This window comes from Bacteroides sp. D1, assembly GCF_000157095.2.
GTDB classification, from domain to species: domain Bacteria; phylum Bacteroidota; class Bacteroidia; order Bacteroidales; family Bacteroidaceae; genus Bacteroides; species Bacteroides xylanisolvens.
On record NZ_JH114338.1, the window covers coordinates 1 to 19,751 of the forward strand.

General features: G+C 40.6%; 17 protein-coding genes. 3 read left to right on the forward strand and 14 right to left on the reverse strand.

Features of this window, described 5'->3' with window-relative positions:
- The 3 genes from BSAG_RS25930 to ligA all read right to left on the reverse strand — a co-directional run.
- On the reverse strand, window positions 1-131 hold a 131-nt coding region (locus tag BSAG_RS25930; protein ID WP_008997438.1), incomplete at its 3' end, for a transposase family protein.
- Between the two features lie 700 nt (window positions 132-831).
- Entirely contained in the window at window positions 832-1,725 is an 894-nt protein-coding gene (gene dapA / locus BSAG_RS14880; protein WP_004312921.1) for a 4-hydroxy-tetrahydrodipicolinate synthase, read from the reverse strand.
- Window positions 1,726-1,784: 59 nt separating this feature from the next.
- A complete protein-coding gene (ligA, locus tag BSAG_RS14875; RefSeq protein WP_004312920.1) occupies window positions 1,785-3,785 on the reverse strand; it encodes an NAD-dependent DNA ligase LigA in 2,001 nt (666 codons plus the stop codon).
- Between the two features lie 75 nt (window positions 3,786-3,860).
- Between ligA and trmD the strand changes: the two genes are divergently transcribed.
- Window positions 3,861-4,538, forward strand: coding sequence for a tRNA (guanosine(37)-N1)-methyltransferase TrmD (gene trmD / locus BSAG_RS14870; RefSeq protein ID WP_004312919.1), 678 nt, complete (start codon window positions 3,861-3,863; stop codon window positions 4,536-4,538).
- Between the two features lie 216 nt (window positions 4,539-4,754).
- Here the strand turns inward: trmD and BSAG_RS14865 are convergent, their stop codons facing one another.
- From BSAG_RS14865 to BSAG_RS14845, 5 genes are all read right to left on the reverse strand, one after another.
- The gene (locus BSAG_RS14865) at window positions 4,755-5,666 is read right to left on the reverse strand and encodes a dihydroorotate dehydrogenase (RefSeq protein ID WP_004312918.1); all 912 of its coding nucleotides are present in this window, start codon (window positions 5,664-5,666) and stop codon (window positions 4,755-4,757) included.
- Window positions 5,654-6,430 carry a dihydroorotate dehydrogenase electron transfer subunit gene (locus BSAG_RS14860; protein WP_004312917.1) on the reverse strand — a complete coding sequence of 259 codons (777 nt, stop codon included), beginning with the start codon at window positions 6,428-6,430 and terminating at the stop codon, window positions 5,654-5,656. Before BSAG_RS14860 ends, BSAG_RS14865 begins: the two co-directional genes overlap by 13 nt.
- A 76-nt stretch (window positions 6,431-6,506) precedes the next feature.
- Window positions 6,507-6,977: a helix-turn-helix domain-containing protein gene (locus BSAG_RS14855; RefSeq protein WP_004312916.1), complete on the reverse strand. Its 471-nt coding sequence runs from the start codon at window positions 6,975-6,977 to the stop codon at window positions 6,507-6,509.
- 1,213 nt (window positions 6,978-8,190) lie between these two features.
- On the reverse strand, window positions 8,191-9,210 hold the full coding sequence (holA, locus tag BSAG_RS14850; protein ID WP_004312915.1) for a DNA polymerase III subunit delta: 1,020 nt from the start codon (window positions 9,208-9,210) through the stop codon (window positions 8,191-8,193).
- A gap of 24 nt (window positions 9,211-9,234) precedes the next feature.
- Window positions 9,235-10,011, reverse strand: a complete 777-nt coding sequence (locus tag BSAG_RS14845) for an AMP nucleosidase (protein WP_004312914.1) — start codon at window positions 10,009-10,011, stop codon at window positions 9,235-9,237.
- Window positions 10,012-10,074: 63 nt separating this feature from the next.
- On the opposite strand from BSAG_RS14845, the gene BSAG_RS14840 reads away from it, so the two are divergent.
- Window positions 10,075-10,524 carry a type I restriction enzyme HsdR N-terminal domain-containing protein gene (locus BSAG_RS14840; protein WP_004312913.1) on the forward strand — a complete coding sequence of 150 codons (450 nt, stop codon included), beginning with the start codon at window positions 10,075-10,077 and terminating at the stop codon, window positions 10,522-10,524.
- A 165-nt stretch (window positions 10,525-10,689) separates the two neighbouring features.
- On the opposite strand, the gene BSAG_RS14835 is transcribed toward BSAG_RS14840, so the two are convergent.
- The 5 genes from BSAG_RS14835 to BSAG_RS14815 form a co-directional block, all read right to left on the reverse strand.
- Window positions 10,690-13,845 carry an efflux RND transporter permease subunit gene (locus tag BSAG_RS14835; RefSeq protein WP_004312912.1) on the reverse strand — a complete coding sequence of 1,052 codons (3,156 nt, stop codon included), beginning with the start codon at window positions 13,843-13,845 and terminating at the stop codon, window positions 10,690-10,692.
- Between the two features lie 141 nt (window positions 13,846-13,986).
- Window positions 13,987-15,120, reverse strand: a complete 1,134-nt coding sequence (locus BSAG_RS14830; protein ID WP_004312911.1) for an efflux RND transporter periplasmic adaptor subunit — start codon at window positions 15,118-15,120, stop codon at window positions 13,987-13,989.
- A gap of 34 nt (window positions 15,121-15,154) precedes the next feature.
- Window positions 15,155-16,552: an efflux transporter outer membrane subunit gene (locus BSAG_RS14825; RefSeq protein ID WP_008770665.1), complete on the reverse strand. Its 1,398-nt coding sequence runs from the start codon at window positions 16,550-16,552 to the stop codon at window positions 15,155-15,157.
- 220 nt (window positions 16,553-16,772) lie between these two features.
- A complete protein-coding gene (locus tag BSAG_RS14820; RefSeq protein WP_004312909.1) occupies window positions 16,773-17,603 on the reverse strand; it encodes a zinc ribbon domain-containing protein in 831 nt (276 codons plus the stop codon).
- 5 nt (window positions 17,604-17,608) lie between these two features.
- Window positions 17,609-18,703: a Nif3-like dinuclear metal center hexameric protein gene (locus BSAG_RS14815; RefSeq protein ID WP_008770664.1), complete on the reverse strand. Its 1,095-nt coding sequence runs from the start codon at window positions 18,701-18,703 to the stop codon at window positions 17,609-17,611.
- Between the two features lie 280 nt (window positions 18,704-18,983).
- Here BSAG_RS14815 and BSAG_RS14810 point away from each other — a divergent pair, with 280 nt between their 5' ends.
- A complete protein-coding gene (locus BSAG_RS14810) occupies window positions 18,984-19,487 on the forward strand; it encodes an RNA polymerase sigma factor (protein ID WP_004312907.1) in 504 nt (167 codons plus the stop codon).
- Window positions 19,488-19,505: 18 nt separating this feature from the next.
- Here BSAG_RS14810 and BSAG_RS24135 read toward each other — a convergent pair.
- A partial coding sequence (locus BSAG_RS24135; protein WP_008997441.1) for a transposase occupies window positions 19,506-19,751 on the reverse strand: 246 nt, incomplete at its 5' end.

The window sequence follows — 19,751 nt, forward strand, 5'->3', positions numbered from 1 at the left end:
TTCCAAGACTGGGCGCCACAGATTATAGCAGCAATGGATATATAGATAATAGTTTCCATTTTATGTACTTTTTTGCGGTTCATCCTAGGATCTTCTATTTGTTTACAAAGGTCAATTATGCCAATTTTCATGTTAGTTTATGTTTTATAATATCTTATAAAGATAAGGAAAATAATCGACATATACAATAGATAATACACTAATAGTCAATAATATAAAAATAAAATACAAGTTGTAAGATAGTAAAAAATATAATGCGTCGACCCTGCCCACGTATGCAGGCTGTACAGCCCACGCTTGTAAACCATACAGCCTACAGATGCGGGCTGTACAGCCTGCATACGTGGGCTATAAACTTACCACCGTTAAAGTTGGATTATTAAGCCATGATCATCGGATTTATACAGGTTCATTGCAACAAAAACAAGCTATCTTATGTATATAGGACCTCTATTCGGCTATTTTGTTGATGATAGATAACCTGTTTTTGCTGGTAAAAGTATGATAGATACATTTATTTAAAGCTATCTATCATACCTATTCTTTTGATAATAAGAAGATTATTAAAATGAATGATACTTATGATAGATGTTTTTTTCACTATGTAGCATTTAATTCAAATCTGCACCGGAATGAATCTATTTTTAAGGATGTGATTGCCCTGAATCAAATCCCCCCAATTTTCAGACTGAGCCACAAAAAGGTGAAGAGGAATAAAAAATCATAAGCTGATTTAAAATAAATATCCCAATGATTGAATTCAATCATTGGGATATTTATTTTAAACACTTCGATGTTTATTATGAACTAGTCAAAAGCCCATCTTTTTTTTCAGCATTTAATATTCAATTCATTCAGAACCTTACGTATTGCCTCAAATGTAGTAATACGAGTAGGAACCAGCGGTAAACGAAGCTTGTTCTCGATCATACCCATAGCGTTTAACATTGATTTTACGCCTGCCGGATTTCCATCGACAAATAGCAGGTTAAATAATTCCGTAAACCGATGATGAATAGTCAACGCATTGGCAAAGTCTCCTTGAAGCGCCAAACGTGTCATGCGACTAAATTCACGAGGAAAAGCATTACCAATCACCGAAATCACACCAACAGCACCTAATGTTATGAGAGGAAAGGTAATACCATCATCTCCAGAGATTACATTAAAATTTTCCGGTTTATTTTTAATAATATCATCCATTTGCGTGATATTGCCGGATGCCTCTTTAATAGCAACTACATTATTGAAATCACGGGCAATCCGTAACGTAGTTTCAGCAGTCATATTTACTCCCGTACGTCCCGGAACATTATACAATACGATGGGGAGCTCCGTAGCTTCCGCAATCGCTTTATAATGCTGATAAATACCTTCTTGAGAAGGCTTATTATAATACGGCACCACAGACAATATAGCATCAACCCCTGTAAAATCATCGTTTTTCAATGTTTCTACAATAGCGCGAGTATTATTACCACCTACACCCAACAGAATAGGAATTCTTCCGTTAACGCGGTCAATTACCATCTTTTTTATGGTTTTCTTTTCTTCCTCGGTCAGAGTTGGTGTTTCAGCTGTAGTTCCCAGCACACACAAGAAATCCGCATTATTCTGCAATAAATAGTCCACCATACGCATCAACGCGTCATAGTCAACGCTCTCATCCTCTTTGAAAGGAGTAATCAGTGCTACCCCCATTCCTTTCAATTTAGTCTGTATCATGAGTTTTAATTATAATCTCTAATTTATTTAGCCGCAAAAGTACGAATATTTTTCTTATCTTACGATATAAGTTTCAGAAATTCGTCTTCGCTTAATATGGTTATTCCAAGTTTTTTTGCTTTTTCGAGCTTTGCAGGTCCCATATTATCTCCAGCCAGTATAAAACTCGTTTTCGCGGAAATGCTTCCAACATTTTTCCCTCCGTTTTTCTCGATAAGTTCCTTATATTCGTCACGCGAGTGATGGATAAACACACCACTGATAACAATAGACTGTCCTGCCAACTTATCAGTGTATCCACTCAAATCTTCCTCTGTGCGATAAAGTTGCAATCCAGCCTCCTTTAGCCTGTTAACCAACTCACGATTAGACTCATTAGCAAAATAAGCAAGTATACTTTGAGCTATTTTTTCTCCGATTTCATCGATACTTACCAATTTTTCAAGATCTGCCTGCTGTAAATCATCGATATTCTCAAACGACTTCGCAATCTTTTTAGCCACAGTCTCACCAACAAAGCGGATTCCTAAAGCAAAGATTACACGCTCGAAAGGAACTGTTTTACTTTGCGCAATTCCCGTTACGATATTCTCTGCCGATTTTTCACCCATACGATCCAAACCTTTTATATCATCAACTGTAAGTTTATACAAGTCGGCCGTATTTTCAATTAATCCCAAACGATAGAACATATCCACCGTTTCCGGCCCTAATCCATCAATATTCATAGCCTTTCGACTAATAAAATGCTCTATTTTGCCTTTGATTTGAGGAGGACACGCTGTTTCATTCGGGCAATAATGAGCAGCTTCTCCTTCATATCTGACTAGTTTACTGCCACATTCGGGACAATTAACGATGAACCGAACCTTCTCACCAAGCATAAAACTACGTGCATCTTTATCAACCCCTGTAATCTTAGGAATAATTTCACCGCCTTTTTCTACATAAACCATGTCTCCAATATGCAAATCAAGCCCCTCGATAATATCCGCATTATGCAAGGACGCACGTTTTACAACCGTCCCTGAAAGCTGCACAGGATCAAGATTAGCTACTGGTGTGACAGCTCCGGTTCTTCCTACCTGATAAGTCACCTTATTCAAACAGGTCAACGCACGTTCTGCCTGGAATTTATAAGCAATAGCCCATCGAGGAGATTTAGCCGTAAAGCCCAAATTCTTCTGCTGCCTTAAACTATTCACCTTTAAAACAATCCCATCTGTGGCAACCGGCAGATTTTTACGCTCTACATCCCAATAATTGATAAATTCAAAAACCTCCTCTAATGTCTGGCACTTACGCGTCAAATCAGAGATTTTAAAGCCCCATTTTGCCGCTTCCTGAAGATTTTCATAATGTCCGTCACAAGGCAGGTTATCACCCAGCAAATAATACAAATAAGCATCCAGTTTGCGGGAAGCCACAATAGAAGAATTCTGCAACTTCAATGTACCGGAAGCCGCATTTCTCGGATTGGCAAAAAGCGGCTCTTCACGCGCTTCTTTCTCTCGATTCAACTCTTCAAACACTTCCCATGGCATAAGAATTTCTCCACGTATCTCAAAAGAGGCAGGATAATTATCACCATGCAATACAAGCGGAATAGAACGGATTGTTTTCACATTATCCGTCACATCATCCCCCTTTTCTCCATCCCCACGGGTGACGGCACGAACCAACTTTCCATCTTCATAAGTCAGCGAAATAGAAGTACCGTCATATTTCATTTCACAACAAATCTCGAAATCCTCATTCAATGCCTTACGGACACGGTCGTAGAAGTCCGTCACTTCCGCTTCTGAATATGTATTTGCCAGTGACAACATAGGATATTTATGAGCCACTTGCGTGAAATTCTTGTTTAAATCGCTACCTACACGCATCGTAGGCGAATTTTCATCTTTATATTCCGGATGTGCCTGTTCCAAATCCTGAAGTTCACGCATCTTGTCGTCAAACTCTTTATCTGAGATTTCAGGAGCATTCAACACATAATAATTATAATTATGCCGGTGAAGTTCGGCACGCAATTCCTCTATTTTTTCCTTTATATCCATATTTCTTCGATTGTTTAAGGCAAAAATACATGTTTATCTTTGAATATTTGTACTTTTGCGAAAAATTAAAAGATTATGCGTATTGATATTATAACAGTTTTACCCGAAATGATTGAAGGTTTCTTCAATTGTTCTATCATGAAACGAGCTCAAGATAAAGGACTTGCAGAGATACATATTCACAATCTGCGTGATTATACCGAAGATAAATATCGCCGTGTCGATGATTATCCTTTTGGAGGGTTTGCCGGAATGGTTATGAAAATAGAACCCATCGAGCGTTGCATCAATGCTCTGAAGGCAGAACGCGACTACGATGAAGTTATTTTCACGACCCCCGACGGAGAACAGTTCAACCAGCCGATGGCCAACAGCCTCTCGTTGGCACAGAATCTCATTATTCTTTGCGGACATTTCAAAGGTATCGATTACCGCATCCGCGAACACCTGATTACTAAAGAAATCAGCATTGGAGATTACGTATTAACAGGAGGAGAATTGGCAGCAGCGGTGATGGCGGACGCCATCGTACGTATCATCCCCGGAGTCATTTCTGATGAACAGTCCGCACTTTCCGATTCTTTCCAGGATAATTTGCTGGCAGCACCTGTATATACACGACCTGCGGATTATAAAGGATGGAAAGTTCCCGATATTCTCTTATCCGGCCATGAAGCAAAAATCAAAGAATGGGAACTGCAACAATCCTTGGAACGTACCAGAAAACTTCGTCCCGACTTATTGGGAGAATAAAATAAAGTGTAAATAAAAACGACGGTGAAGAATATGTAAATCCTTACCGTCGTTTTTATTTTGCCTTCAGTTTATAAAGATCTTGCTGATAGCTAATCGTTAAACACAGACCTATTTTTCATCCGCTGTTTCCAGCCTGCTTATTCTTCCTTTATTCAAAAGACAAATAGCATTTTTCTCGCAGACTTAGTACGAATGGTTATTGTATGTTTTCAATTACACCTCAAGTGCACCAATAATTTCCTTTACAGACTTACACCCGTGTCTTTCCAGGTAATTATTTATACCATCTTCCACTTTAATAGTGACAGCAGGATCTATGAAATTTGCCGTACCAATCTGGATAGCCGTTGCACCTGCAAGCATGAATTCGACAGCATCTCTCCAGTCCATAATACCCCCTAAACCAATGACAGGAATATTTACCGCCTTAGCAACTTGCCACACCATACGCAATGCGATAGGTTTTACGGCCGCTCCCGACATTCCTCCTGTTATCGTTGATAAAATAGGGCGTTTACGTTCCGCATCAATCGCCATACCCAGCAATGTATTGATTAATGACACGCTATCTGCACCACTTTCTTCTGCCGCGCGAGCTATTTCGGTGATATCCGTAACGTTTGGGGAGAGTTTTACGATAAGTGTCTTTTTGTAAGCAGAACGCACTGCTTTAACTACTTCTGATGCCCCTTTTGCTGACACACCAAAAGCCATACCTCCTTGCTTCACATTGGGGCAAGAGATGTTTAGTTCTATAGCAGGAATTTTGTCAAGTTCATTAATGATTTCAGCCGTTTTCACATAATCTTCGATCGCAGACCCCGAAACGTTTACAATCATATTCGTTTGAATGTCTTTTATACGAGGATATATATGCTCTACGAAGTAGTCAACACCCTTATTTTGCAGTCCTACAGCGTTTAACATCCCAGAAGGAGTCTCTGCCATACGCGGATAAGGATTCCCTTCACGTTTGTGAAGAGTCGTTCCTTTTACAATAATACCACCTATTCGCGTTATATCAATAAAATCAGAGAACTCTTCACCATATCCAAATGTACCGGATGCTGTCATTACCGGGTTCTTCATTTGTAATTCACCAATGTTTACACTCAAATCTGCCATAGTAGTTTATTTATATTAAAAACAGGACCTTCTTTACATACACACAAGTGACCTTCTGTCGTATTTTCCACACAGCACAAGCATGCTCCGATACCACAAGCCATTGTATTTTCCAAAGAAACTTCACATTCTATCTGATTACTTTTGGCATATTTTGCCACAGCCACCATCATTGGTTTAGGACCACAAGTGTAAATCTGCTCAAATCGTACCTTATTTAATATAGAATGTTGAGTTACGTATCCTTTTTCGCCATGGCTACCATCTTCCGTAGTAGTATACACCTCTCCATATTTGGCAAACTCTTCCAGCTGCAACAAATCTTTGTCGCTACGGGCACCTAACAAGAACGTAGGTTTGTGGCCTTTTTTAGCCAATTGTTCACCTAAATACAACATGGGAGCTGTTCCGACACCTCCACCAACTAATAAGAGCTTATCAGAAGCCTCTTGAGGCATTGTGTATGCATTTCCCAGCGGAAGCACCACATTAATTGTATCACCAGAATTAGCCTCTGCCAGACGTCTTGTTCCATCACCAACCAGCTGGATCAGAAACCAGACCTCATTTCGCTGTTTATCTACAAAATTAATAGAAATAGGACGACGCAAGAATGTAGTAGGCGAACCGTCCACCCGGATTTCTGCAAACTGCCCAGGTAACATTTCGGGCAGTAATGACTGAGACGTCAATTTTAGCAATACATAGTTTGCATTCAATCTGATATTCTCGGTCACTGTCAGATCTAAAATAAATTTCTTCATGTATGGATATAAAAGTATAAATTCGTATTCTGGGTGCAAAGATACAGGAAATTGCTCAAACCACCGATTTTACTCTTTATTTTTCAGGCCTAAACGTCTCATAGGTATTATCATCAAAAAATATTCTTATTTCCGTGATTTTCCTGGCAGGCTTTTCTATATACCTAATCCCTTGTTTTACAATCTCTTTAGGGGCATTTTCAGCGTTTCTTAATGGCATTTCCTTGCGATTTTCCGGAATAGCCGGCTCTTTGGACGAATTTATGAGATTCTCGTCGAATAAAGAAGGCAGATAATCGCTATTAGAAGAAGAAAAAGATGTCTCTTCTTCAGATACCATCATTTCGCCCTCTCCATAAAGCAACCATTCAAGATTTACATAGTCATACTTTTGATGAACCTTCATTATGACATCTAAACTGGGTTTATTCCGGCCATTTAAAATATGAGAGAGAGTAGATTGTTGTACTCCGATTGTTTTAGCAAAAACTTTAGGAGGAACTTTTTCTCTCTCCATTATCATTCTGATTCTGTCTTTTATTTCCATACTACCTTCTTTTTAGTACAATTGTATGTGTTATGCACCTGATTCACAAAAATACGTATTACATCATTGATAATACAAAGGTAAATATTTAGATTCACAAAAACAAATCACAAATATAAAAATATTAATATTACAAAAGTATACGACATTCTACAATTCGAATATTACGTTTGTAATTCAAATAAAAAGAGTAAATATAAACATATATCATTAATTGAATAATTGCATATAAAATACAGATATATAGATATATAACAAAGTCAATTGCAAACCAAATGCGACTATTCACAAATATACATACTACCCAAGCGAGGCTTTTATAGTACAAATTGATAAAATAATATATAATACACTGGTTCACAGGTGAATAAATAGTAAACTATTATTTGTTAATAGCAATATAACCACATTTGTACATGTAATATTAGTATTGTGATTTCACAAATACACTATTGTGAATGCTTACTCTTTATCACATTTGTATCTTATTCACATTAATACTTTATACATTGGTAACAGATCAAATATACAAAAGTAAATATTGATAGTTGCAAAAGCAATAAAAGGAAGGAATCAACCCATACTTTACCAATGTATATTACTATTTTTGTCTAATCATCCTTTACAATTTTCTCTAAAAAGCAAATCCTTGCGATATTTCTGTACCAATCTCCAGATATTTATTTTTTTTCGATTCTAGAAGGCTTATTTTTCGCATAAATAAATGATATACAAGAATTTAAGCCCAATAAAGTGAATCTATATTTCTATTAAACTAGAAAAAAATCATGCTGTAACAATCCAATATAGTCTGAACTATCAAAATGACATTAATGGGCAGCTTTAGAAAAAGAGAAAATCTCCATTCTCACTATAAAATGGTAGCATCAAAATCTAAAATGCTTTTTTTGATAAAACTCAAGGATCAGTAAACTTTTCTCGTTAAAAAATTCAAGCTTTAGATTTAATGAAAATGTATTTTCTGAAAAGATAGGGCAATATAAAATTAAAAAAACTGTTTGTGTGATTAGCCAAACAGTAACTCTATAAAACGATGAAATAACTAATTTTATTTGTAAAAATAATCACAGAAAATAGTGAGGAGTCTTTTTGAGATAAGTATAATTGCGGGAATATAAAAAAGACATATACTCCCCATTTCTATCTATGGTAAAAGTATATGTCTGATGATATATGTAATTCTTAATTCGACTTAATGCAAAATTTTAAACACCAGCTCGCGAAGAATATCCCCATCTGTCATAGAACTGTTTTGGACTCCTTTAGATTTTGCATCAGCATATCGTATTTCTCCAACAATTTGCATCGTCTTTACTCCACTATATTTTCGCATTGCCGCCATATAATCCCGAGCCTGCCATGGAGTTCTTAATCCTAGCATGTTTGCAATTCCTTGCTCTGATTTATCCGGTGCATAATAAGTCAACATCAAGTTGGAATAAAAGCTAAATAATAGAGACAGCGTCATTTGGATCGGATTAGTTTTCGGGTTTTCCTCAAAATATTTTATTATTTTGTTCGCTTTCAATATATCCTTTTCCACTAAAGCACTGCGCAATTCAAAGTTATTATAGTCTTTGCTTATGCCGATATTCTTTTCTATCTGTTCAGGAGTAACACGTTTCTGTCCGGCAGGTAAAGTGATAATCAACTTTTCAAGTTCTCCGGTCAGACGACTTAAATCCGAGCCTACAAAATCAGCAAGCATAGAAGTTGCCTTCGGTTCCATATCAACCCCTTTTCGTTTCATATATGAAGCGATAAAACCGGGAAGTTGCGCATCTTTGATTTTTTTAGACTCAAACAATACACCTGTTTTTTCCACCTCGGCAGCTAACTTCTTTCTACGATCTAAAGTTCCATGCTTATGGCATATCACTAAGATAGTGGAAAGCAAAGGCTTTTGAAGATAATATGACAACTCCTCCATATTACGCACAGCCTGCGCTTCCTTAACGACTACTACTTGATGTTCTGACATCATGGGATAACGCTTTGCGGCATTTATAATCGTTGCCACATCCACGTCAGCACCATACACAACAGTCAGGTTGAATTCTTTTTCCGTTTCGCTCAACACATTATCCGTTATGTAATCTGCAATCAAGTCGATATAATACGACTCTTCTCCCATCAGGTAATAGACAGGGCGATACTGCTTTGCTCTCAATTCCTTGAGGATGTCATCACAGGTCAATTCTTGTTTTGCCATATATATTTTTTCAGAAAGACCGGATTACCAGTCGAATTTCAAGTGTTTAACAGTTTTCTTTTCATCAATAATCATACGCAGAGAAGCAATGCCAATTTCAACATGCTCTTCTACATAATTTCTGGTCACCAAATTATCGCTTTTATCCGTTTTCACTCCATCGGGAGTCATTGGCTGATCGGATACCAATAATAATGCACCGGTAGGAATATGATTGGCAAAGCCACAACTAAACAGAGTTGCAGTTTCCATATCGACTGCCATAGCCCGTGTCTTTGTCAGATATTCTTTGAACGCATCATCATGTTCCCAAATACGACGGTTAGTGGTATATACAGTACCGGTCCAATAGTCGCGGCCTTTGTCACGAATGGATGAAGAAACGGCACGCTGCAACATAAATGCAGGCAACGCAGGAACCTCGGGAGGAAAATAATCATTGGAAGTTCCCTCCCCACGGATAGCCGCAATAGGAAGAATCAAGTCACCAAGCTGGTTTTTCTTGTCGATACCACCACATTTTCCGAGGAATAAACATGCTTTGGGGCGAATAGCACCCAGCAAGTCCATGATGATAGCAGCGTTGGGACTTCCCATACCGAAGTTAATCATTGTGATACCTTCGGCAGAAGCAGAAATCATATTTGCGTCCCTTCCTAAAATAGGAACATTAAACTGATTTGCGAAAATCTCGACGTACTTGTTGAAGTTAGTCAACAGAATATACTCTCCAAAATCCTCCAGGTTACGTTTTGTGTAACGCGGCAGCCAATTAGCTACGATTTCTTCTTTTGTTTTCATAATTATCTATTAAATTTGTGCTCCCAATAATGGGAACCATTATTTAACTTACAAAAATAATAAATGTTATCGTTAAACCTACCAGTATTCGACACTAAAATAAACGTACGAAACGGAAAAAATGTAATTTTCGACGTTATTCGTAAACGATATGTCGCCCTTACCCCTGAAGAATGGGTACGGCAACACTTTGTTCACTTTCTTGTTGCACACAAAGGATATCCGACTACCCTTCTTGCCAATGAAGTAATGGTGAAGTTGAACGGTACTACCAAACGATGCGATACAGTACTTTACCGGAGGGATTTATCAGCCCGGATGATTGTAGAATATAAAGCACCACACATTGAAATAACGCAAGCTGTTTTCGATCAGATTACCCGATATAATATGGTACTGAAAGTGGATTACCTGATTGTCAGCAACGGAATGCAACATTATTGCTGCCGTATGGATTATGAACATCAGAGCTATACGTTCCTCCAGGATATTCCAGATTACCATTCTTTATAAAATAATCCGCTGTATTCGCCTTAAAAAACAGCCTTGCCGACAAGAATAAAATAGCGTCACTATCCCCTCAAGATAGTGACGCTATTTGCCTACTATGGTGACGCTATCCCGAACAGATAGCGTCACTATACCAACTACCCTTCCAGACAGTCTTCAAACAGCTTTTTACTTCTGCGTTGCAGCATCTTTCCCGCCACCATCATCTGCTTTCTTTTTACTGAACCGCTCTTGCAATTTCTGCATCAATTCGTAAAAATTAGGAATATAAATAGTAGCCAATAAAGTATTCATAGCCATACCAAACACAACAGCGGCCCCCAATGCTATACGACTTTGCGCACCTGCGCCGGTAGCGAACAACAACGGCATCACTCCTAGTACAAAAGCAAAAGATGTCATCAGGATCGGACGCAAGCGGACATGTCCCGCTTCAAAAGCAGCTTCCCGAATCGAATTACCTTCGGCACGGAAATCACGGGCAAATTCCACAATCAAAATACCATTCTTTGCCGAAAGCGCAATGAGCAGAATGATACCGATTTGCGTATAAATACTGACCGGAGTTCCCATAATCAGACAGCCAATCATAGCACCCAATAATGCGACCGGCAATCCGATAACGGCTGCCACCGGGCTGGTCCAACTCTCATACTGTGCAGCAAGTACCAGGAAAGCAACAATTAGAGCCATCACGAGTACAATGGTAGTTGTATTTCCTGCCTGTGTTTCCTGATAAGCCACAGAAGTCCATTCATATCCAAACTCATCTCCCAGCTGTTCCTTAAATAATGCTTCCACTTCCTGTATGGCCTGCCCGGTGCTACTTCCCGGAGCAACATTACAAGTCAGAGAAGCAGTCGAGTACATATTATAACGGTTTATTTGATCCTGTCCTAACTGTTCCTCCACTTTGGTGAAAGAAGAAAAAGGTACCATCTCTCCTGCCGCATTCGGCACACTTAGTTTCAAGACATCATCAATCACGCGCTGTGCCTGATCCCGTGCCTCAATCTTTACCTGATAGATACGGCCGAATTCAACAAAGTCATTCACATAAGCCGCTCCCATATAATAGCCCAATGTAGAGAAAACATCATTCAAGGCAATCCCCATAAACTGCACTTTATCACGATCAATATTCAAGAAATACTGCGGAACATTTGCCTGATACTGACTGGACACAGATCCTAAAGCTGGCTTAGAATGATAAGAAGCAAGCAACGCATTGATAGCTTGTTGCATTTCCGTCGGTCCCAGGTTACGCCGGTCTTCCAACTGAAGTTGCAAACCGCCGGAAGCACCCAGTCCCGGAATAGCCGGAGGAACCATCGCAAATACTTCCGCAGCCTGAATAGTCATATACGCTTCACCATTAAAACGGTTGACTACGGCAGCAGCCGTATGCTCCTTCCCTTTCCTTTCATCCCAGTTTTTCAGTACCACAAAATAAGTTGCCGAGTTGCTCTGCTCGCCGCCACCCATTATCGAGAAGCCGGAAATGCCAATATAATTCTTCACTTCAGGATAAGAATCCAGAATTGCATTAACCTTATCTCCCACTGCCTGCGTACGTTCAAGGCTGGCTGCAGGCGGAAGTTGAACAACAGCAATAAAATATCCGTCATCCTCGTCCGGAATGAAAGTAGACGGCCAATGCATAAAGAGCAATACAGCAATAACAGTCAAGGCACCGTAGGAAACAAGAGCCATTCCGGGACGTTGAAGTAACCATTTGACAATCTTGTCATACACTCCTTGTGTCTTGTCATAAGCCTTATTGAAACCTTTGTATATAAAGAAGTTAGAAGGTTTGCTCTTTTCAAGAAACAACGCACAGAGCGCAGGAGTCAATGTCAACGAATTAAAACCGCTCAACACAGTAGAAGCAGCAATAGTCAATGCAAACTGCTTATACAACTGCCCCGAAATTCCACTAATCATCATCGTTGGAATAAACACAGCCAGCAATACAAGCACTACCCCGACAATCGGACCTGTAATCTCTCCCATCGCTTTCGTCACCGCTTCGCGGGGGGAGTACTGCCCGGTTTCCAGTAACCTCGAAGCATTCTCCACCACCACTATCGCGTCATCCACCACAATGGCAACTGCCAGAATCAGCCCGAACAACGTCAGTGTGTTGATAGAGAAACCAAATGCCGCCATCACAGCAAATGTACCAATCAACGATACCGGGATGGTAATACAAGGAATAATCACAGCCCTCCAATTCTGCAAGAACAGGAAAATAACGAGAATCACCAGCAAAGTCGTTTCAAAGAATGTGACCATCACTTCATCAATAGAAGCATGGATCACATCGGTCGTATCCAAAGTGACATTATACGAAACTCCTTTCGGAAAACTTGCCGCCAATTCCTCCATTTTAGCCTTCACTCCTTTGGAGACATCCAGCGAATTGGAACCCGGTTGCTGGTAAATAGCAATGGCAGCCGTAGGTTTTCCATTCAATCGTGACACTACGCTATATGACGCAGAACCCAAATCGATGCGTGCAATATCCTTCAGGCGAAGCATCGCTCCGTTCTGTTCGCGGCGGATAATAATATCGCCGAACTGTTCTGGAGATTTCAATCGTCCCTGGACATTCAATGTATACTGAAAAGCATTATTATTATCCTGCCCGATAGGTTGACCGATATATCCGGCAGATACTTCCACATTCTGCGACTGGATAGACTGATAAACCTGTTGCGGTGAAATATTCCGTATACGCATAGCCTCCGGATCGAGCCAGATGCGCATCGAATAGTCCCCCGCTCCCATAACATTCACAGCACCCACTCCGGGCACACGTGTCAGCTGGTCTACTAAATTCAGTTTGGCATAATTAGTCAGATACAGGCTATTGTATACAGAATCCTGCGAAGTCATTGTCAGGAACATCACAATGTTTGAAGACTGTTTCTGCACAGTGACTCCTTGCACTACTACCGGTTCCGGCAGTGATGATTGCGCGATACTTACCCTGTTTTGTACCTGCACAGTTGCCATATCGATGTCCGTACCGACAGCGAATGTAATGGTCAGAGAATACGCTCCCGAAGAGGAAGAATTGGAAGACATATAAAGCATACCATCTACACCATTCACCTGCTGTTCAATAGGAATACCCACTGTTTGGGCAACAGTTTCAGCATTTGCCCCAGGATAAACGGCAGAGACCTGCACCGTTGGCGGCGTGATCTCCGGAAATTGCGCCACAGGCAATATATTGAGTGTGACCAGACCGGCTACTACAATAAGCAGGGCAAGGACAGTAGCAAATATCGGTCGGTTGATAAAAAACTTAGAAAACATAATATATAGGTTTAAAAGTAATCTCTCCACAGCCTTCTCCCAAAGAGAAGGAGCAAGAAAGTTACTTTTGTTAATTAATCGGTTTTAAGTACATCACCTTTATTGATTTCAGTTGTTAGTCAATCAGTTAGCAAAGAGACTTTACTTTTCTCTCTTAGGAAGAGAATCAGGAAGAGGCTTTATCTTCATTCCGTCTCTGACTTTCATCAAAGCCTCTGTGACATACTGTTCTTGCGGAGAAAGTCCTCCCACTACCTGCCGTAAAGTGCCGTCGACCAACTGCCCTATTTCAATATGCCGGTAATGAACTATATTCGAATCATTTACAACATATAAATATTTACCCAACTGATCGGTCCCGATAGAACCTTCCTTCACCAACACCGCATTTTTAGCTTCTCCATAAGGTAAAGTAATGCTTACATACAACCCACTCTTCAATATCCCTTTCGGATTATCAAAATTGGCACGAACCGTCAGCGTTCCTGTATTCAAATCTACATTGGGTGAAAGATAGTCGAGGGCAGCCGGATAAGTTTCAGTTCCCTCCTTTCCCAGTTGAACCATTATTTTCTGCGGAAGATTGGCAGGTAATTGTTGGTTATCCATAGCCATCGTCAACCATTGATTATCAGCTACATTGAAGTAAGCATACATCTGATTATCCTTATAAATAGTAGCCAATGTAACCGGCTGCAACGAGCCGCCTACATAACTTCCTACATCCACCGTCGCCTTACTGATAGTGCCATCAAACGGCGCACGAACATAACAATATCCCAAGTTTGTACGGGCGGTGCTCAAAGCAGCTTCCGCATTGCTGACAGATGCAACCCCTTCTGCCACAGACGATTCCGCCTGAAGCACCTGTATCTGACTGACAGCATCACTCTTTACAGCCTCTTTCATACGGCTATAATTATTACGGGCATATTCCAGTTGAGCCTGGGCGGTTTTCAGCTCTGCTTCTGCCTGCTCCACCTTGTCTTTATATAAGGTAGGTTCAATGACAAACAGCAGTTGTCCCTGTTTCACCCGTCCGCCGGGGACATACGAGGTAGACTGCAAGGTTCCGTTCACTCGGGCCACAAGATTCACCGTTTTTTCAGTTGTCAGATAGCCCGGGTAATCTTTCGTCAAAGTAATATCCTCCACTATGGGTTTGGTCACGCTAATTTCCGGAGTTGGCATACCTCCCATCGCTCCTGTACTTTTCTTCTCCTTACAACCTGTCAATATAGGCAGTGCAAGAAAGATATACATCAGTTTTTTCATATCTGTTAGGTTATATATTTTTTGATTGATTTTTTTATTCTCTCCAACCGCCTCCCAAAGCCTTGTAGAGGGCTATCAGTTGCAAAAGTGAACTCCCTTGTGCCTGTACCAGCTGATTCTCGTAAGATAACAGAGAACGTTGCGCATCGAGTACGTTTTGGAAAGGCGAGAGCCCCTGCTTGTACAATTCCAGTGAAAGTTTCAATGTCTCAATCCCTTGATTACGCACTTCCCGCAGGGCTACAATCTGTTTGATTGAATTCCGATAGCCATTCATAGCGTTGTCAGTCTCCTGTACGGCAGTCAAAACCGTCTGGTTAAACTGATTGATCGCTTCATCCAGTTGCGCTTTCGCCAGTCGGGTTGCGTTCACCAACTGTCCTCCGTTGAAAATAGTCCAGCTCAATGACGGAGCGATTTCATAAGTCATACTTTTACTTTTGGTGAGATCCTTCAAATCACGGGCGGCATACCCAAATGATCCTTTCAAGAAAACTTTCGGCAACCAATCCGCTTTCGAGGCTCCGAGCAATGCCGCTTGTGCATTCACGCTCAATTCCGCACCTCGTACATCAGGCCGTCTCAATAACAAATCGACAGGTAGCCCCACTCCGATCGGTTCCATGTAATCGGGCAGTGTTCCGCCGGATTCGAGAACCGGACGAATATCCTGCGGATACATTCCCAATAAAACGGCCAATGTCGTTATATACTGATTGATACCCGCTTCCAGTTGAGGAATGGAGGCTTTCGTATTATACAACACAGACTTAGCCTGTGCCACATCGAGCTTGGCAACAAGTCCGGTATTATAGCGTACTTCCGTGATTTTCAAAACTTCCTCCTGCGAAGCACTGTTTTTCTTCACCACTTCAAGTTCTTGTTGCAATTCCCTTAGATTGATATAGGCCGAGGCTACCTCCGCAGCCAACGAAACCATAACACCTGTGTACTCTTCCTTACTGGCGGCAAAATTCTCTTTCTGTGCTTTTACCCGCTTGCGGATACTGCCAAAGATATCCAACTCCCAACTCATACTCAACGAAGCATCATAATAATGATCCGTTGTTTGAGGTAGCGAACTGGTATTTCCACTTGTTTCCTGACGAGTCCACCCTGCATTCAGTCCGATGGAAGGTAAGAAATTACTACGTTCTATCCAAAGATTGGCACGAGCAGCGGCTATACGGTTGATTGCCATCGCAACAGAATAATTACGATCTACTGCCAGAGCTATCAAAGAGTCCAGTTTGGCGTCTTGAAATGACTTCCACCAATGGTCATCCACCGGAAGTATCTGTTGAAACACTTCCCCGCTCTCTTCCCAATCGTTAGGGAGCGGAGCTTTCAAATAACGGTTTGCAGTCTGTCCAACCGCAGTTACAGTTGAAAGAAACATAAGGAGCGATGTGCCCCACACTCGTATACTCATATCAGTTCAGGTTTTTATGAAATGAAAAGATAACAACTAAAGGGTAAGTTTGTTTACCGGAGTAAAATTGGAGTAAAACTCCCACGCGACGCAATATTATTTTGAAGTATTCGATTTCCCTTTATACGGGCACTTACTAAAACAAAAAAAGCCCCGCATTGCTGCAGGGCTTACTTTATATCTCAAAATAGTAACTTTACTTACTACTTCACTGCTTTCTTTATTCAGCAGTTTTTCTCCTGATAGCTCTTTTGGTAGTAGTTGCCGGAGCTTCTTCCACCTTGTGTTCGATTTGTACACCAGCCAATTCCGGGTCAATCATAATACGTCCGCAGTATTCGCAAACGATTACTTTCTTACGAGAGCGGATATCCAGCTGTCTCTGGGGCGGAATCTTGTTAAAGCAACCACCACATGCGTCACGTTGTACATACACAATACCCAATCCGTTACGAGAGTTCTTGCGGATACGTTTGAAAGACTGCAACAGACGTGGTTCAATCTTAGTTTCCAAGTCTTTAGCTTTGTCTCTCAATTTCTCTTCTTCCTGTTTGGTTTCAGAGATAATTTCATCCAGTTCGCTCTTTTTCTGCTCCAGGTCTTTCATTCTTTCGTTAAGAATCTGATCGTTCTTGGTCACTTCAGCCTCTTTTTCTTCTTTATCAGCAGAATATTCTTTGATTCTCTTTTCGCAAAGTTCGATCTCCAATGTCTGGAATTCGATTTCCTTCGTCAAGAAGTCATATTCACGGTTGTTGCGAACATTGTCTTGTTGTGACTTATATTTTTCTACTGAAGCCTTTGCTGTTTCAATTTCTACTCTCTTGCCGGCAATAGCAGATTTCAGTTCATCCACTTCAGCTTTGATCTTGTCGATACGGGTACTCAAACCGGCAATTTCATCTTCAAGGTCTTGCACTTCCAACGGAAGTTCACCTCTCAATGTCTTGATTTCATCAATCTTAGACAACATCGTTTGCAGTTGGAACAGTGTCTTCAGTTTCTGTTCTACCGTCAACTCATTCGGATCTTTTTTTGCTTCTCTAGCCATTTTACTTATAAATATTTTATGGGATTCGTATTTATTTTACTCAATTGGAGTGCAAAATTAGGAAATAAATCCCGGATTATGGAATAAAAAATTTCTTTTGTATATTGTTCGCTTTCGTAATGACCAATCTCTGCCATCAGAATATCTTCTTCATGGCCGAAATAATCATGATATTTAATTTCGCCGGTAATAAAAACATCCGCTCCCGACCGGATTGCCTGTGGAAGCAAAAATGCACCTGCACCGCCGCACAATGCCACTCTCTGTATCTCTCTTCCCTTCAGCTTGTTGTGACGCAAACATCCCACTTCGAATGTCTTCTTGATGCGTTTCAAAAATTCGAGCTCTGTCTCCGATTCATCCAATTCACCGACAATTCCCGATCCCGCCTGCGACCAGTCGTTCAATAAAGGATAAATGTCGAATGCCGGTTCCTCATAAGGATGGGCAGCCAATAAAGCCTTGATGGTTTCCGCCTTTTTAAAGGAAGGAAGAATCGTTTCAATCCTCACCTCCTCTTCGTGGTGCAGTTCTCCGATTGTTCCACAGAAAGGATGCGTTCCCTCTTTTGCACGGAAAGTTCCCTCTCCTTTCAGATTGTAACTGCATGAATCATAGTCGCCTATATTTCCGCATCCGGCAGCAAACAGTGCTTCGCGTACCGCGTCAGCTTGTGCGTAAGGGACAAACGTCACCAACTTAACCAAGTTATTCTCTTTCGGCTCAAGCACTTTCAAATTCTTCAATCCGATTTTTTCGGCTATCTTATAATTGACTCCACCTTGCGCATTATCCAGATCGGTATGCGCCGAATAGATCACAATATCATTCTTTATTGCTTTCAATATACAGCGTTCCACATAATCCTTGCCCGTAATGGATTTATACCCTTTAAAAATCAGCGGATGATGAGATATGACGAGATTGTAACCCAACGCGATCGCTTCATCCAACACAGCTTCAGTAACGTCAAGACACAACAAAGCCCCTGTTGCTTCCGCTTCTGTCAATCCGATTTGCAGGCCGGCATTATCAAAGCCGTCTTGCAATGGCAGAGGCGCGAATCGTTCAAGGGCGCTTACTATTTGCTTAATTTTCATTATTTGGTAGAAAATTTGGTTGCAAATATAATAAATTAAAAAGGAATAATCATACTAAACGGTCGTTTTTTAGAGAATTTATCGTTATCCGTTTTCTTGAGACCACCGTAAAAGATATCAAACACCACCCGAAAACTATCAAATAAGACCTAAAAACTATCCGATGATAGAAATTCCCCTAAATTCCGTCGGATTCTCCCCTAGCGGGATCGAAAAAATACCTTAAACTTGCAACATCAAAATTTTAACAACGAATACTCACATTTTAAAAACAACACATATGAAAAGTTTAAGCTTCAGAAAAGACTTGGTAGGCGTTCAGGAAGAACTACTACGTTTCGCATACAAACTGACAACAGACCGCGAAGAAGCGAACGATTTGCTGCAGGAAACCTCACTAAAAGCATTAGATAACGAAGAGAAATATACACCTGATACAAATTTCAAAGGATGGATGTATACCATCATGCGCAACATCTTTATCAATAACTATCGCAAGGTAGTTCGTGACCAGACATTTATTGACCATACGGACAATCTCTACCATCTTAATTTACCGCAAGATGCAGGGTTTGAAAGTACGGAAAAGACATACGACCTGAAAGAGATGCACCGCGTAGTCAATGCTCTTCCGAAAGAATACAGAGTTCCGTTCGCCATGCACGTTTCCGGATTCAAATACCGCGAAATTGCAGAAAAACTGAATCTTCCGTTGGGCACTGTAAAGAGCCGTATCTTCTTCACACGCCAGAAATTACAGGAAGAACTGAAAGATTTCCGCTAAACCCTAACTAGTCGTCCCTTAAAAAGTACTCATCTGCGGGATATTGCAAGAAAACAGTGTCCCGCAGATTTTTTCAACAAGTAGCCAAAGAACCCTCATGGCTCTTTTGAAGTTGTACGCTGCTGCGGCTAAGAGCAGATTGACAACATCCCCGAACACACCTTTATAAAAGTTGCGTCCTAAACGAAAGTCTGATTTCAAATGCCCGATAGTCGGCTCTATTCCTGCACGCTTGCAGAATAGCTTATGTTTCTTCTTGCGTGT

Coding starts and splice junctions, on each gene's coding strand:
- BSAG_RS14810 (WP_004312907.1), top strand. CDS start 18,984: ATGAAAAGTTTAAGCTTCAGAAAAGACTTGGTAGGCGTTCAGGAAGAA.
- ligA (WP_004312920.1), bottom strand. CDS start 3,785: ATGGATATAAAGGAAAAAATAGAGGAATTGCGTGCCGAACTTCACCGG.
- BSAG_RS14820 (WP_004312909.1), bottom strand. CDS start 17,603: ATGGCTAGAGAAGCAAAAAAAGATCCGAATGAGTTGACGGTAGAACAG.
- holA (WP_004312915.1), bottom strand. CDS start 9,210: ATGGCAAAACAAGAATTGACCTGTGATGACATCCTCAAGGAATTGAGA.
- BSAG_RS14855 (WP_004312916.1), bottom strand. CDS start 6,977: ATGGAAATAAAAGACAGAATCAGAATGATAATGGAGAGAGAAAAAGTT.
- BSAG_RS14865 (WP_004312918.1), bottom strand. CDS start 5,666: ATGGCAGATTTGAGTGTAAACATTGGTGAATTACAAATGAAGAACCCG.
- BSAG_RS14825 (WP_008770665.1), bottom strand. CDS start 16,552: ATGAGTATACGAGTGTGGGGCACATCGCTCCTTATGTTTCTTTCAACT.
- BSAG_RS14815 (WP_008770664.1), bottom strand. CDS start 18,703: ATGAAAATTAAGCAAATAGTAAGCGCCCTTGAACGATTCGCGCCTCTG.
- BSAG_RS14845 (WP_004312914.1), bottom strand. CDS start 10,011: ATGAAAACAAAAGAAGAAATCGTAGCTAATTGGCTGCCGCGTTACACA.
- BSAG_RS14840 (WP_004312913.1), top strand. CDS start 10,075: ATGTTATCGTTAAACCTACCAGTATTCGACACTAAAATAAACGTACGA.
- BSAG_RS14860 (WP_004312917.1), bottom strand. CDS start 6,430: ATGAAGAAATTTATTTTAGATCTGACAGTGACCGAGAATATCAGATTG.
- BSAG_RS14835 (WP_004312912.1), bottom strand. CDS start 13,845: ATGTTTTCTAAGTTTTTTATCAACCGACCGATATTTGCTACTGTCCTT.
- trmD (WP_004312919.1), top strand. CDS start 3,861: ATGCGTATTGATATTATAACAGTTTTACCCGAAATGATTGAAGGTTTC.
- dapA (WP_004312921.1), bottom strand. CDS start 1,725: ATGATACAGACTAAATTGAAAGGAATGGGGGTAGCACTGATTACTCCT.
- BSAG_RS14830 (WP_004312911.1), bottom strand. CDS start 15,120: ATGAAAAAACTGATGTATATCTTTCTTGCACTGCCTATATTGACAGGT.